The organism is Actinomycetospora sp. ABD4_176 (assembly GCF_056311855.1).
Genome location: NZ_CM149974.1, coordinates 5,292,094 through 5,306,879, shown reverse-complemented (window position 1 = coordinate 5,306,879; position 14,786 = coordinate 5,292,094). Strand labels below are relative to the sequence as shown.

The following is a 14,786-nucleotide window of genomic DNA, read 5'->3' as shown; positions in this document are numbered from 1 at the left end:
GCGGGTTCAGGCCGACGAGGCCGCGCCCGCCCTCGCCGGCTCCGCCGCGAGCGGGTCCTCGTCGGGACCGTCGTCGGGGCGTCCCACCAGCATCGACCCGACCACGCAGATCAGGACGTTGACCGCGAGCCCGAGGAGCCCGCCGGGCACGCCGCCGAGATCCTCGACGCCGGCCAGCGTGAGGCCGCCCGCGATGACCGCACCCGCGAGCATCCCCCAGAACGCCGGCCCGGCCGCCATGCGCCGCCAGTACAGGCCGAGGATGAAGACCGGCGCGAGCTGGACGATGAGCTCGAACTTCAGCACGAAGATGTCGTAGAGCGTGCCCGGCGGGTTCCAGGCGATCACCAGCAGGACGGCGACGGCCGCGACGCCCGCGATCTTCCCGACGAGCACCTGGCGCTTCTCCGGCGCGGACGGGTTCACGTAGCGCCCGTAGAGGTCGCGGGAGACGACCGACGAGAACGCGAGCAGCGCGGAGTCGGCCGTCGACACGATGGCCGCGACGACCCCGCCGAACAGCAGGATCATCATGAGGTAGAAGAACAGGTTGATGCCCGCGACCTCGTTGGCGATCATGCCGACGAGCTGCTCGGACTCGTCCCGGGACAGGCCCGGGAAGAGCTGGGTGCCGACGATGCCGACGACGAAGACCACGGCCGTGGTCACCAGCGGCATCCAGGCCATCACGGCCAGCGAGCGCTTCAGGGTGCGCTCGCTGCGCGCGGCGTAGATGCGCTGGATCGCGTGCGGGTAGACCGCCGCGCCGAGACCGATCAGCACGATCATCGACAGCCACTCCACCGACGTCGCGGTGTCGGGCACCGCGACCTTGTCCGGGTCGGTGTCCGCGAGCGCGGTCGTGACCGCGCCGACGTCACCACCGACGAGGTAGAGCGCGCCGAACAGGAGCACCGCGACGCCGATCATCAGGGCGATGCCCTGCATGACGTCGGTGAGGGCCACGGCCCGCATCCCGCCCGACCAGGAGTAGGCGAGCATGACCAGCACGAAGGCGATGACGCCGATCTCGTAGGGCACCGTGGCCCCGGTCAGGCCGGCGATCCCCTGCCCCATGGCCACCAGCTGCTCGAGCAGGTAGTTCGCGAGACCCCAGAGCATGAGGACCGCCACGAGCACGACGAGCTTGCCCGAGCCGAAGCGGTGACGGACCCAGTCGGTGGGCGTCACGAAGCCCTCGCGCTTGGCCACCACGTACAGGCGGGGCGCGAAGAGCAGGTACACGGCGATCACCGCGACCATGAACGGCACCGACTGCCACCAGGAGAACCCCGCCCGGTACGCCGAGGGGGCGTAGCCGACGATGGAGTTCCCGCTGTACTGCGTGGCGTAGAGGGTGAAGAACAGGGCGACGAACCCGAGACCCCCACCGGCGAGGTAGTAGCTGCGGGCGGAGTCCGACGTCGTCCGGCGACCCGCCCACCAGCCGATGAGCAGCATCATGACCGCGTACGCGCCGAGGACGAGGACGCCGCTGGTCCCGGAGAAGGACAGGCCGGTCACGACCGCACCTCCTCGTCCTGCTCACGCGCCGCCGCTTCCTCGGCGGGCTCGGCGATGTTCCAGGCGCGCAGGCACGCCCAGCAGGTCAGCGCGCAGAAGGCGACGGTCGCGGCGACGCTGATGAGCAGCCAGAACGGGACCCCGCCCACCAGGGGCCGGATGACCCCGGGCGGCAGGTAGAGCGGGACGCCCGCGAGGACGACGACGCCCATGGCGACCCACAGCCACGGCATGCGGACGGGTTCGCGCAGCGGTGGGCCCGACGTGTGGGGGGTGGCAGGCGGGGCAGCGGGCGGGGTGGCGGGCGGGTCGGATCGTCGTCGGTCCATGGTGCTCCCGTCGTGGTGGGCGGTAGCGCGCTGGAACGCGCGGTGGGTCAGCGACCGTCGGGGTCGCGTGTCGAGCGCAGGGTGGCGCCCGCGGCCCGGATGTGGGCCTGCATGACCGCGGCCGCCCAGTCGCCGTCGCCGGCGGCGAGGGCCTCGACGAGCTCGCGGTGCTGGCCGAAGCTGCGGCGCAGCTCGGCCTCCGAGTAGGTGTGGAACGTCCGGCGCACCACCGGTACGTCGATGAGGCGGACGAGCAGGTCGGGCAGGAGCCGGCCCGCGGCGCGGTGCACCGCGCGGTGCAGCTCCATGTTGAGGCGGGTGATCTCGTCGGCGGCGCGCCCGTCGGCGTCCTGCGCGCGGGCCTCCATGCGCGCGCACAGGTCGCCCAGCGCGACGAGGTCGACGTCGCCGCCGATGGCCGCGCGCCGCGCCGCGTGTCCCTCGAGGAGGGCCCGCAGCTCCACGAGCTCGGCGATGTCGTCGTCCCGCCAGCGCACGACCTCGGCGCCGCGCCGCGGGGTGACGACGACGAGCCCGTCGGCCTCGAGCCGGCGCAGGGCCTCGCGCACCGGCGTCCGGCTGACCCCGAAGCGCTCGGCGACCTCCTCCTCGCGCAGCCGCGCGCCGGGCGCGCACCCGCCGCCGAGGATCTCTCCGCGCAGCTCTGCGTGCACGCGGGTGGCCGACTGTGACACCGATCATCTCCCCTGCTCTGTGTACAAGCTAAGGAAGGCGACCAGGCCGGACAAGCCCGGAAGGCCGACGACTACCGAGCGGAGTCGGTTCTTGTGTACAAGGGCCGCGTCAGCGACCCGCCTCGTCGCCGGACCAGTGGTGCCGGCCGGTCCCTCCGGAGGGATCGGACGTGCGGCGGCGGGACGGGGCCTCGGCGAACGACAGCACCTGCTCGTCCCCCGCCGACGGCACGAGGGCGGTCAGCCCGCCCGGGGGCGAGGCCGGTCCCGCCGGCGGCCGTCCCGGGGCGGGCGCGGGCAGCGGGGGCGGCGGTGCGGGAATCGGCGCCCCGGTCGGCACCGGAGCGGGACGTCCGCGACGCGCGGCCCCCGCCGACGTCGGCGGCGACGGCGACGGCGACAGCGAGCCCGCCGCGGGACCGGCGACCGGACCGCCCCCGACCGGCACCGGCGTGTAGCGGCCGGTGCCCGGTCCTCCGCCGGCGCTCGGGGTGCCCGACGGCGGCGACGCGACCGGCCCCCGGGCCGCCGGCACCGGTCGGGGGCCGGGACGGGCACCGGGCTGAGATCCGGGGCGGGCACCGGGGTGAGATCCGGGGCGGGCCACGACGCGGTCGGCCGGACCGGGCGGCGGGGCGGGCGGCGGGGCGGGCGGTGAGGCGGGCGAGGCGGCGCCGACGACCCGGCCGAGGAACGCGCGCAGGGAGCCCTGGGAGAGCGCGGAGGTCTCGCCGCTCTCGACGTCGGTGGGGATCACGGGCGGGCGGGGGCCGACGACGGTGCGCCTCGCGGGACGGGCGTTGCCGCGCCCGTCGGGGAGGACCGAGAGCCGGCGGCCCGCCGCCAGGTCCTCGACCCAGCCGAACGCGAGGACCGCCACCACGACCAGCCACACGGCGATGGCGAAGTGCTGGCCCTCGGAGTCCCAGCCGAACAGGTCGCCGATCTCCGGGGCGAAGGCGATGGCCACGTTGTGCCACAGGTAGATCGTGATCGCGCGGGCGTTGACCACCGTGACCAGCCGTCCGAGCACCGGCACCCGCTCGAGCCACGCCACCTGCGGGTTCATCCGCAGCACGAGCAGCACCGCGCCGAACGACACGAGCGCCTGCGCGAACGGGATGTCGTTGAGGTCGACGCCGTCGTCGCCGGCGGGGTGGGTGAACGCCCAGAACAGGCCGCCGGCGACGAGCCCGACCGCCGCGATCGACGAGATCCACGGCGTGAGGCGTCGCAGCGTGCCCTCGCGGTGGGCGAAGCCGAGCATCCAGCACGCGGCGAAGGTGGCGCCGTCGACGACCACCGGGCCGGCCGCGCCCCACTCCCCCAGCGGCGAGCCGGCGAGCGCGTCGAGACCCACGACGACCAGGGGCACGGCGAGCGCCAGGAGCGGGCGGCGGCGGAACGCCCACAGCATCAGGGGCGTGAGCAGCACGAACCACAGGTAGGCGCGGATGTACCAGAGACCGATGACGGCGTCGGCGCCCCAGTCGCTGCCGGGCGGGTCGACGAGCGGGAAGAGCCAGTACAGCAGGTCCGACCACACCAGCGGCGAGGTGATCGTGCCGTCGGCGTCCTGCGCGGGCCACCCGTGCCAGAGCATGACCGGCACCGCGAGCAGCCCGAAGAACCACAGCGGGGGCAGCAGGCGGCGCAGGCGGTGCCCGATGACGTCGAGGGCCTCCCCGCGACGCAGCGACTGCACCATGAGCGACCCGCCGAGCGCGAACATCACGCCCATCGACGGGAAGACCATGCTCATCCAGCCGCCGCCGAACGCGTGGTAGGTGACGACGCGCAGCAGCGCGATCGCGCGCAGGAGGTCCAGCCAGCGTTCGCGACCGCCGCCCGTCGGCTTCGCGACCGGCACCTCGGACGACGGGGCGTCGTCCGGCGCCGGCCCGCGGGTCACCGATGGCGTGGGGAGCCGGTCGGCGGCCGGGCGCGAGCGGCCGTCCTGGCCCTGCGGCGCGTCGAGGTGCTCCGCGACGGCCCCGACGCGCTGCAGCTTCTGCCAGCGCACGCCGGCCCCGGTGACCGCACTGATCACGGCCTGCACCAGCACCACGTACATGAGCTGGCGGTACATGAGCTGCTGCACCGGCAGCGCCCACAGCGGCCCGAGCGGCTCGCCGTCCATCCGGAACGCCAGCACGCCCGCGATCACCTGGAGCAGCAGCATCGAGCCCCAGAGCAGGAGCGCGACCGCCGGGTCGCCGAAGAGCAGCCCGTAGACGAACAGCAGGTCGACCAGGGGCGCCGCGAGGGGCAGCGCGACGTGGAAGACCGCGATGTGGGCGAGCCCGAGGCGGCCCATGCGCCCGGAGGCCCCGCGCTCGCGCAGGGCGCGGCGGTGCTTCCAGAGCGCCTGCATGGTGCCGTAGCTCCATCGGAAGCGCTGGCGCCACAGCTGCCCGGCGCTGACGGGCGCCTCGGTCCACGCCAGCGCGTACTCGTTGTAGACGACGCGCCGGCCCGCGCGGCCGAGGGCGATGGTCAGGTCGGTGTCCTCGGCGAGGGTGTCCGACGACAGCCCGCCGACCTCCTGCACGGCCTCGCGCCGGAACGCCCCGGCGGCGCCCGGGATCGTCGAGATCGAGCCCCACGCGTCCTGCACGCGCCGGTCGACGTTGAAGCCGACGACGTACTCGAGGTGCTGCATGCGCGGGACGAGGCGGTCGCGGTTGGCGATCTTGACGTTGCCGGCCACGGCGCCGATGTCCGGGTCGGCGAAGGGCGCGACGAGCTGGGCGACGGTGTCCGGCTGGAAGATCGTGTCGCCGTCGATCATGACGACGAGGTCGTGCCGCGCGGCGGCGACGCCGCGGTTGAGCGCCGCGGACTTGCCGGCGTTGGTCTGGCGCACCACCCGCACCCGGGGCAGGGCGAGGTCCTCGAGCAGGTCGGCGGTGCCGTCGGTCGAGCCGTCGTCGACGACCACGACCTCGAGCGGGTGGTCGTTCGCGAGGATCGAGCGGACGGTGGCCTCGATGTTCTCGGCCTCGTTGTAGGCCGGCACCACCACCGACACCGGGTCGGTCACCGGCGCGCCCCACGTGAACGCGGGATCGCGCCGACGGCGGGCGTGCCGCCGGGCGACCACGAGCATGACGACGAGCCGGGCGATCACCAGCCCGCCGACGCCGACGAGCGCGATCTCCATGAGGGTAACGAGGCCCTGCGCGACCCCGACGGTGGCGAGCAGCGCCCGGCCGACCATGCGGTCGCGCGCCGGGGCCGGCTGCCCGTGCGGGCCGAGGCCGGCGGCGTCGCTGACCGTCGTGAAGCGGTAGCCCTGCGCCTGGAGCTGCGGGATCAGCCGGTCGAGCGCGGCGACGGTCTGGGCGCGGTCGCCGCCCGCGTCGTGCAGCAGGACCGTGGCGCCGGCCCCGTTCTGCGGGGTCGCGTTGCGCACGATCGCGTCGACGCCGGGGCGCTGCCAGTCCTCGCCGTCGACGTCGGTGAGCACGGTGACGTAGCCGGCGCGGCCCGCGGCGACGACGGTGCCGTAGCCCGGGTCGTCGAGGGCGTCGGAGGTCGACGAGAACGGCGGGCGCACGAGGTGGGTCGAGATGCCGGTCGCGCCGGCGATCGCCAGCTCGGTGTCGGCGATCTCGCGGTCGCGGCGCCAGTCGGAGACGCCGGCGAGGTCGGGGTGGGTGAAGGTGTGGACGCCGAGCTCGGAGCCGGCCGCGACGATCCGCTGGGCCATGTCGGGGTGCCGGGCGACCATCGAGCCGACGACGAAGAAGGTGCCGGGCACGCGGTGGCGCGCGAGCACCGCGAGGATCTGCGGGGTCCACGTCGGGTCGGGGCCGTCGTCGAACGTCAGCGCGACCGTGCGGTCGGGCAGGTGCGCGGAGCGGACGGGGTCGGCGCGGGCGTCGATGATCGGGCCGCCGGCGGCGATGTCCGCGGGCACGGCGTCGTGGCCCTCGGGCGCCCGGGCGTGGGCGTCGTTGCCGATGCCCGCGTTCACGAGCCCCGACACCGTGAGCACGGTGAGCACCATGACCGTCAGGACGCTCGTCATCGTCCAGACGCCCCAGCGTCGCGGCCGACGGGTGGGCCGCCTGCCCCGCGTTGCCCTCACCGAGCGTCACCCCCTCCCCCGGTCACGGGCAGCGGCCGTGTCCCGGCCGTCACCTCGTCGTGTGTCAGACGATATCCGCGGGCTCCCCGTCGTCACGCGGCGTGGGTGCCGGCCGCGGGCCCCGGGAGGGCGGGACGGCGGCCCGCCCGCCGGGTCCGTGTCCCCTCGTCCCGCCCCGTCCGATTCGTCCCGCAGCCCCCGGCGTCCCCCGTGCCGATCCGGCCCCGACCAGCGAGGCGACGACCACACGACGACCACACGGCCGCCGCGCGCGGCGGCGCGGGAGACGGCGCGGCGACACGCCGGGAGCGGCCGGGGCCGGGCACCCGGAGCCGGTCCCGGGACCCCTGCCCGGTGCCGCGGAGCACCGAGGAACGGTGGCGGAGCGTGATCGTCGGGCCCGTCCGGCCGTCGTCGCTCTCCGCGACCAGCGGTGCCGGAGCACGCGGGGCCTCGCTTGCGCGTCCGGGGTGCAGGCGCGACGGTCGGCGTCGTGAGCTGCCCCTCGTCGACGCGCCCCGCCCGCCGGGGCTCGTCGCTCGTGCGCCGGCTGCTCGCGCTGGAGATCGCGACGGTCGTGCTCGCCGCGGTGATCGCGGGCGGGGTCAGCGCCTGGAACACGCGCGAGACGATCGAGCGCGACGCCGCGGACAAGATGGTCGCGGTCGCCGTGGCGCTGGCGTCGTCGCCCGGGCTCGCCGACGCCGTGGCCGCGCGCGACGTCCCGCGCGTGCAGGCGGCGGCGGAGGACACGCGCACGGGGACGGGCGTCTCGTTCGTGACCGTCATGGACCCGGCCGGCACGCGCCTGAGCCACCCCGAGCCCGCGCGGATCGGCGAGACCTACCAGGGCACCTACCTGCCCGCGGCCGCCGGCGCGACGCTGGTGGAGACGTTCCCGGGGACGCTCGGGCTCTCGGTACGGGCGATCGTGCCGGTGCGGGGTGCCGACGGCACGGTGGTCGGGATGGTCGCGGTGGGGCAGCTGCGGGTGCAGGTCGCCGAGCGCATCGCCCGGGAGCTCGCGATCCTCGGGCTGGCGGCCGCGGTGGCGATCGGGCTCGGGGTGGGCCTGGCCGTGGTCGCGGCGCGCCGGGTCAAGCGCGACACCCTCGGCCTGGAGCCCCGCGAGATCACCGCGCTGCACCGCCACCACGAGGCCGTCATGGCCGCCATGCGCGAGGGCCTGCTGGTGCTCGACGCCGCGTCGGGCCGGGTGGTCGTGCTCAACGCCGAGGCCGCGCGCCTGCTCGGGCTGCCGGCCACCGTTGCCCCGTCCCGTGCCGCGGGCCCGACGCTCGCCGAGCTGGCCGTCGACCCGGCCCTGCAGGAGCGCCTCGCCGACCGCTCCCCCGTCACCGACGAGACGGTGCTCGTGGGCGAGCGGCTGCTCCTGGTCAACCGGACCGAGCTCTCCGGCCCCTCCCCCGACGTGGTCGTGACCCTGCGGGACCGCACCGAGCTCGAGGCCATGACCCGCGAGCTCGACGACGCCCGCTCGGTCACCCGCGCGCTGCGCTTCGCCGCGCACGAGCACGCCAACCACCTGCAGGCGGTGTCGACGCTGATCGAGCTCGGCGCGGGCGACGACGCCCGCGAGCTCGCCCAGCGCTGGACCCGCGACCTGCTCGCAGGCTCCGACGGCGAGCTGCGCGAGCGCCTCGCCGACCCCGCCCTCGCCGCCCTCGTGCTCGACAAGGCCGCCGACGCCCGCGACCGGGGTCTGGAACTGCGCGTCGGCGACGGCACCGCGCTCCCCGACACCGAGGCCGGCGACGAGCAGGCGTCGACCGACCGCGTCACCGTCGTCGGCAACCTCGTCGACAACGCCCTCGACGCCGCCCTGCAGAGCGCGCACGCCGGGGAGGGCGGGGTGGTGGAGCTCGACGTGCACGCCGCCGGCGGGTCGGTGGTGATCCGGGTGGCCGACGACGGCCCCGGCCTCGCCGACCCCGACGCCGCGTTCGCCCCCGGCTGGTCGACGAAGGACGGCGACGGTCCGCCCGGGCGGCGGGGCCTGGGGCTCGCGCTCGTGCGGCGCGTGGTCGACCGGCGCCGCGGGAGCATCGAGGTGGCGCCCGGTCCCGGCGGCCGCGGCACCGTGTTCACGGTGACGCTCCCGGTGGGCGCGGCCCCCGGTCCCGCGGCTCAGTCCCCGGCCGCGAGCCGGTAGCCCACACCGCGCACGGTCACCACGGCGCCGGGGGCGTCGAGCTTGCTGCGCAGCGCGGCGACGTGCACCTCGAGCGAGTGCAGCCCGGCCTCGAGCCCCGGGTCGTCGGGCGCGAGGCCCCACACGTCGTCGAGGAGGTCCGTGCGCGACACCACCGCGCCGTCGCGGCGGGCGAGCGCGGCGAGCAGGTCGAACTCCTTGCGGCGCAGCGCCACCTCGCGCCCGGCCACCTCGACCACGCGCCGGGACAGGTCGATCCGCACCGGCCCCGCCTCCACCACGGGCGCGACGACGTGGCCCGCGCTGCGGCGCAGCACCGCCTCCATCCGCGCTGTCAGCTCGTCGATCGCGAAGGGCTTGACGACGTAGTCGTCGGCGCCGCTGCGCAGGCCCAGGACGCGGGCCTGCTGGTGGCCGCGCGCCGTGACCGCGATGACCGGCACCGACGACCGCGCGCGCAGCCGCCGGCACACCTCGACGCCGTCGAGGTCGGGCAGGCCGAGGTCGAGCAGCACGAGGTCGGGCGGGTCGGCGGCGGCGTCGGGCCCGGTGACGGCGTCCAGGGCGGCGGCGCCGGTGCCGACGGGCGTGACGCGGTACCCGGCCGCCCGCAGCGCGGCGGCCAGCGCGTCACGGACCGCCCCGCTGTCCTCGACGAGGACGACCTTCACGCCGCCTCTCCTTCTCGGGTCTCCCGGGAAGCTCCCCCGGGCCTTTCCTCAACTCCTGCCCAACTCCGCGTCGGCGGAGTCGCACGGAGGGTGATGCCGCCCCTAGCGTCACTGCTCGGTGAGACCCACGCCACCTCACAGCGGGGAACCGCGGGCCGGAAGGAGACATCGATGTCGACCCAGGAAGCGGACGCGCCCCCGCCCGTGCCGGAACGGGCGCCACGCCGCCGCAGCCGGGTGTACACCCAGCTCTGGTTCTGGGTCGTCGTCGGCATCACCCTCGGCATCGTGGTCGGCCTCGCGGCCCCCGGCTTCGCCGAGGACCTCAAGTTCCTGCCCGACATCTTCATCCAGCTCATCAAGATGATCACCGCGCCGGTCATCTTCTGCACGGTCATCGTCGGGATCGCCTCGATCGGCAGCCTCGCCGCCGCCGGCGGCATCGCGGGGCGGGCGCTCGCGTACTTCCTGCTGATGACGCTGCTGGCCCTCGGGCTCGGCCTGATCGTGGTCAACATCGTGCAGCCCGGTGCCGGGTTCCCGCCGATCCCGCCCGACCCGGCGACCATCGCCGAGGCGCAGGCCGACGTCGCGACCGGCTCCGAGGGCGGCGGCGCGATCGAGTTCATCGAGAACACCCTGCTGCCCGACAGCTTCGTCGGGCCGTTCGTCGAGAACGAGATCCTGCGCGTGCTCGTGCTGGCGATCCTCGTCGCCGCCGCGACCTCGATGCTCGCCCCGGCCCTGCGCCGCCGCGTGGTCGGCGGGATCGACCTGTTCGCCAAGGTCATCTTCGGCATGATCCGCCTGATCATGTTCCTGGCGCCGGTCGCGGCGTTCGGCGGCATCGCCTACACCGTCGGCGCGCTCGGCGGCGAGAGCCTGGGCAACCTGCTGGCCCTGATGCTGACGTTCTGGGGCACGTGCGCGCTGTTCGTGGTCGTCGTCCTCGGCGGCGTGGCCGCGCTCTCCGGGTTCAACGTGTTCAAGCTGATCCGGATGATCAAGGACGAGATCCTCATCATCGTCGGCACGTCGTCGTCGGAGACGGTGCTGCCGCGGCTCTTGGCCAAGCTCGAGTCGGCGGGTGCGTCGCGGTCGACGGTCAGCATGGTGCTGCCGACCGGGTACTCGTTCAACCTCGACGGCACCTGCATCTACCTGACGATGGCGGCGCTGTTCATCGCCCAGGCCGGCGGGCAGGACCTCCCCTGGGGCGTGCAGCTCGGGCTCGTCGCGCTGATGCTGCTGACCTCGAAGGGCGCCGCCGGCGTCTCCGGGGCGGGGCTGGTGACCCTCGCCGCGTCGCTGCAGGCCTTCGGCGGCGAGTTCTACACGACGGAGTCGATCGCCATCGGCATCGCGATCATCGCCGGGATCGACCGCATCATGAGCGAGGGCCGGGCGCTGACCAACGTCATCGGCAACTCCGTCGCGGTGATGGTCGTCTCCGGGTGGAACGGCGACCGGGACGACGAGCGCTTCCGGGCGGCGCTCGACGACCCCGAGCTCGTCCGCGACGCCATCGAGCAGGAGACCCACGGCGACCTCGACCACGACGAGGACGACGCCACCGGCACCTCCGGCACCGCCGCCGCGACCGACCGCACCCCGGCCACCGCCGGCGCACGCTAGGACTCGCCCGACCCCACAGGAACGAACGCGCCGTTCGCTGCTTCTAGCGCAGCGAACGGCGCGTTCGGTCGTTCTCGGGCGAGCCTCAGTAGGTCGGCAGCGAGGTGTCGACCTGCTGCGCCCAGCCGGTGACGCCGCCGCCGAGGTGCACCGCGTTGGAGAAGCCGGCGTGGTGCAGTGCCGAGAGCGCCTCGGCGGAGCGGACGCCGGACTTGCAGTACAGGATCGTCTGGCGGTCCTGCGGGATCTCGGTGAACGCCTCGCCCGACAGGATCTTGTCCTTCGGGATGAGCTTGGCGCCCGGGATGCGGACGATCTCCCACTCGTGGGGCTCGCGGACGTCGATGAGCTCGAACTTGTCGCCCGCGTCCATCTTCTCCTTGAGCTCGGGCGCCGTGATGGTGTGCCCGGCCGCGGCGGTCTGGGCCTCGTCGGAGACGGTGCCGCAGAAGGCCTCGTAGTCGATGAGCTCGGTGACCTCGGTGGCGTTCGGGTCACGCCGGATCCGGACCTCGCGGTACTCCATGTCCAGCGCGTCGTAGACCTTCAGTCGGCCGAGCAGCGGGTCGCCGATGCCGCAGATCAGCTTGATGGCCTCGGTGACCATGATCGAGCCGATCGACGCGCACAGCACGCCCAGCACGCCGCCCTCGGCGCACGACGGGACCATGCCCGGCGGCGGCGGCTCGGGGTAGAGGTGCCGGTAGTTCAGGCCCTGGCCGTTCGGCGCGTCCTCCCAGAACACCGAGACCTGGCCCTCGAACCGGAAGATCGAGCCCCACACGTACGGCTTGCCCAGCAGCACGGCCGCGTCGTTGACGAGGTAGCGCGTGGCGAAGTTGTCGGTGCCGTCGAGGATCAGGTCGTAGTCGCGGAAGATGTCCAGCGCGTTCGACGAGTCCAGCGGCGTCTCGTGCAGGTTGACCGTGACGAACGGGTTGATCTCGGCGACCGACTCCTTGGCCGACTGCGCCTTCGACTTCCCGATGTCCGACTGGCCGTGGATGACCTGGCGCTGCAGGTTGGACTCGTCGACGACGTCGAAGTCGACGACCCCGAGGGTGCCCACGCCCGCGGCGGCCAGGTAGAGCAGCGCGGGGCTGCCGAGTCCGCCGGCGCCGACGACGAGCACCTTCGCGTTCTTCAGGCGCTTCTGCCCGTCGACGCCGACGTCCGGGATGATCAGGTGGCGGCTGTACCGGGCGACCTCGTCCTTGGTCAGCTCCGCGGCCGGCTCCACCAGGGGCGGCAGGGATGCCATGACGGCGCTCAACTCCCCATCTCTTCTGCTCGGGTCCTCACGACGCTTGAACCGCCGCGCACCCCGCCATGTTCCCCGGCCGGGGCCGCCACGTCAGCCGACGGGGGCGACGGGTCCCTGCGGATAGGGCCACGCGTTGGGCCGGCAGACCTTCCCGTCGCGGGGGATCTGCGTGCCCTGCGGGTTCTCCTCGGTGAGCTGGGCGAGGTAGTCGTTCGCCGTCCCGAAGCTCTGCTGCATCATGATCGGCGCGAGGGCGCCGTTCTCCGGGCAGGGCACGTGCGGGTTGTCGAAGACGTGCCCGACCTCGTGGTTGAGGGCGTACTGCCGGTAGAGCCCGAGCTGGCCCTCGAACGCCGCCGCGCCGCGCACCCAGCGGCTGCCGTTGATGAGCACGCGCCCGATGTCGGACTTCCAGCACGACGCCTCGTAGCGCAGCGAGTAGCCGCACAGGCCCCGGATGGTCATCTGCGCCGAGATGCTGACGCGGAAGTCGGGCTCGCCGGCGTCGATCCGGCGCACCGCGATCTGCCCCGAGCCGATCCAGCTGCGCGGGTCGGTGAGCGTCGCGTCGACGGCGGTGGCGAACGCCTGCTCGCCCTCGGGGACGGTGATGCCGTCCTCGACCTCGACCGTGTACGTGTAGACGCGGCCCGTGCCGGCCTGGGGCGTGGTGCCCGGCACGACGTGCCAGCTGCCCGGGCCCGTCACCGGGAACGCGCCGCCCGCGGGCAGCTCGGCCGACGGGATGTCGACGTTCTGGCCGACGCCGCGCGGAGCCTCCGTGACCACCGGCGTCGGGCGCTCCGGCGGCGCGAGCAGCGGCGACGCCGACCCCGCGTCACCGTCGGGCGACACCGCCTCGACGACGGCGAGCACCGTGAGCACCACCAGCGCCGGGATCACCCAGGTCCGCCAGGAGCGCAGCACCGACCTCCGCGGCGCCGACCGCGAGGGCGGGCGCGCGCCGGACCGGCCGCGCGGCGGCGGGCCGCCGGGACGGGACCCGGAGCGGGGCCGGTCGCGCACGGCGGTCGAGGTGGGCTCGCGCCCGGGACGCCCGGCACGGGACGGGCGCCCGTCGCCGGTCGGGGAGGCGTCGTGCGGGGAGTCGGCCGGGGCCTCCTCCCCGTTGGCGGGGCGCCTGGCCGGCCGGGTCACACGGGCACTGTGCCACACGTGTCGGGTCGGGCGACGCCCCACGGCCGTCGGTCACGGACGCGGCGCGCCGCGGCGTCGACCCGAGCGCGCACCGTGTCGCGCGCCGGCTCCGGACGCGCGGCGCCCGGCCACGAGCCGTCGGCGGCCGCGTCGACCAGCCCCAGCACGGCGCGCGCAACGGTCTGCGGCTGCTCGATCTGCGCGACGTGGCCGACGCCGGGCAGCCGCAACAGCCGCCCCGCGGGCAGGGCCGCGGCGGTGTGCGCGGCGCGGTGGACGCCGACGAGGCGGTCGACCTCGCCCCACACCACGAGCGTCGGCGCACCGACCCGCGCGGCGGCCGCCCACAGCGAGCGCGGCGACGGGGTCAGCCAGGTGCCCAGCAGCCCGAGGAACGACCGGTGCAGGGCCTCCGGGGCGTGCGCGAGGGCCGCGCGCTCCTCGGCCTCCGCCGCGGCCATCGCGAAGGCGCGGGCCCCGACCCGGTCGGGGTCGGCGTGGCACAGGGCCATGGTGCGGGCCAGGCGCTCGGCCGGCGTGGCCGCGGCCTGCTCGGCGCGCGCGCCCGCCCCGAGCAGCGGCAGCAGGGCCAGCGCCGCCCGCTTGCCGCCGAGGCGCGAGGGCAGCGGGCGCAGGTCGGGCATCGCGGGGCTGACGAGGGTCAGCGTGCGCACGAGGTCCGGGCGCTGCGAGGCCACGAGCAGGCAGACCGCGCCGCCGAGGGAGTTGCCGAGCAGGTGCACGGGCCCGGTGCCCCGGTGCTGCAGGTCGTCGAGGTAGGCGACGATCGTCGCGGCGTGGGCCGCCGGGCGGTAGTCGCCCGACGACGGCGGCGGCGTGCGGCCGAAGCCGGGCAGGTCGACGGCGAGGCCCCGGAAGCGCGCGGAGAGCGCGCCGGCGAGCTCGGTCCAGTTGTTCGACGAGCCGCCCAGGCCGTGGACGTAGACCGCCGTCTCGCCCGCCGGGCCCGGCGTCTTGCGGACGTGCAGCGATCCCGAGCGGCCCACCGGCACCACGCGGCCCGGCCAGTACGGCGTCGGCGCCGCCGCCGTGCCCGTCGGGCCGAGCGCGGACACGTCGGCGAGCGGGGGTGCGGGCACGTCGGGACCGGCCGACGGGAAGAGGTCGCCGCGGCGTACGGACCGGGACCGGCCGGTGGACGGCACGGGGCGGCGAACGATCACGCGGACCATCATGCGGTGTCCCGCCCGTGGCGTCACGGTGACGGGGGGCTGAACGAAGGG

10 protein-coding genes are annotated in these 14,786 nt (G+C 75.1%); 2 read left to right on the top strand and 8 right to left on the bottom strand.

All coding sequences use genetic code 11. The features are described from left to right. Positions 1-6 precede the first annotated feature (6 nt). The 4 genes from ACYX4T_RS25695 to ACYX4T_RS25680 all read right to left on the bottom strand — a co-directional run bounded on the left by ACYX4T_RS25695 (position 7) and on the right by ACYX4T_RS25680 (position 6,581). Positions 7-1,524 (bottom strand): sodium:solute symporter family protein, encoded by a 1,518-nt coding sequence (locus ACYX4T_RS25695; protein ID WP_476012043.1) that lies wholly within the window; start codon positions 1,522-1,524, stop codon positions 7-9. Beyond that, positions 1,521-1,853, bottom strand: coding sequence for a hypothetical protein (locus ACYX4T_RS25690; protein ID WP_476012042.1), 333 nt, complete (start codon positions 1,851-1,853; stop codon positions 1,521-1,523). The genes ACYX4T_RS25695 and ACYX4T_RS25690 overlap by 4 nt, the downstream gene beginning before the upstream one ends. A gap of 47 nt (positions 1,854-1,900) precedes the next feature. Next, the gene (locus ACYX4T_RS25685) at positions 1,901-2,548 is read right to left on the bottom strand and encodes a GntR family transcriptional regulator (RefSeq protein ID WP_476012041.1); all 648 of its coding nucleotides are present in this window, start codon (positions 2,546-2,548) and stop codon (positions 1,901-1,903) included. A gap of 109 nt (positions 2,549-2,657) precedes the next feature. Then, complete coding sequence (locus ACYX4T_RS25680; RefSeq protein ID WP_476012040.1) at positions 2,658-6,581, bottom strand: glycosyltransferase; 3,924 nt, start codon at positions 6,579-6,581, stop codon at positions 2,658-2,660. Between the two features lie 553 nt (positions 6,582-7,134). Between ACYX4T_RS25680 and ACYX4T_RS25675 the strand changes: the two genes are divergently transcribed. Then, positions 7,135-8,814: an ATP-binding protein gene (locus tag ACYX4T_RS25675; RefSeq protein ID WP_476012039.1), complete on the top strand. Its 1,680-nt coding sequence runs from the start codon at positions 7,135-7,137 to the stop codon at positions 8,812-8,814. Here the strand turns inward: ACYX4T_RS25675 and ACYX4T_RS25670 are convergent. After that, positions 8,790-9,485: a response regulator transcription factor gene (locus ACYX4T_RS25670; protein WP_476012038.1), complete on the bottom strand. Its 696-nt coding sequence runs from the start codon at positions 9,483-9,485 to the stop codon at positions 8,790-8,792. The two genes, ACYX4T_RS25675 and ACYX4T_RS25670, sit on opposite strands and share 25 nt — an antisense overlap. A 171-nt stretch (positions 9,486-9,656) precedes the next feature. Here ACYX4T_RS25670 and ACYX4T_RS25665 point away from each other — a divergent pair, with 171 nt between their 5' ends. Beyond that, a complete protein-coding gene (locus ACYX4T_RS25665; protein ID WP_476012037.1) occupies positions 9,657-11,120 on the top strand; it encodes a cation:dicarboxylate symporter family transporter in 1,464 nt (487 codons plus the stop codon). Positions 11,121-11,205: 85 nt separating this feature from the next. Here ACYX4T_RS25665 and moeZ read toward each other — a convergent pair whose 3' ends face one another. From moeZ to ACYX4T_RS25650, 3 genes are all read right to left on the bottom strand, one after another. Continuing rightward, positions 11,206-12,381 (bottom strand): adenylyltransferase/sulfurtransferase MoeZ, encoded by a 1,176-nt coding sequence (gene moeZ / locus ACYX4T_RS25660; RefSeq protein ID WP_476012036.1) that lies wholly within the window; start codon positions 12,379-12,381, stop codon positions 11,206-11,208. Positions 12,382-12,474: 93 nt separating this feature from the next. Beyond that, a complete protein-coding gene (locus tag ACYX4T_RS25655) occupies positions 12,475-13,542 on the bottom strand; it encodes a DUF3152 domain-containing protein (protein WP_476012035.1) in 1,068 nt (355 codons plus the stop codon). Further along, positions 13,539-14,726 carry an alpha/beta fold hydrolase gene (locus ACYX4T_RS25650; protein WP_476012034.1) on the bottom strand — a complete coding sequence of 396 codons (1,188 nt, stop codon included), beginning with the start codon at positions 14,724-14,726 and terminating at the stop codon, positions 13,539-13,541. Before ACYX4T_RS25650 ends, ACYX4T_RS25655 begins: the two co-directional genes overlap by 4 nt. Between the last annotated feature and the right edge of the window lie 60 nt (positions 14,727-14,786).

Bases quoted from the DNA above. Each gene is read 5' to 3' on its own strand.
- ACYX4T_RS25680 (WP_476012040.1), bottom strand. From the start codon at position 6,581: ATGACGAGCGTCCTGACGGTCATGGTGCTCACCGTGCTCACGGTGTCG.
- ACYX4T_RS25665 (WP_476012037.1), top strand. From the start codon at position 9,657: ATGTCGACCCAGGAAGCGGACGCGCCCCCGCCCGTGCCGGAACGGGCG.
- ACYX4T_RS25690 (WP_476012042.1), bottom strand. From the start codon at position 1,853: ATGGACCGACGACGATCCGACCCGCCCGCCACCCCGCCCGCTGCCCCG.
- moeZ (WP_476012036.1), bottom strand. From the start codon at position 12,381: ATGGCATCCCTGCCGCCCCTGGTGGAGCCGGCCGCGGAGCTGACCAAG.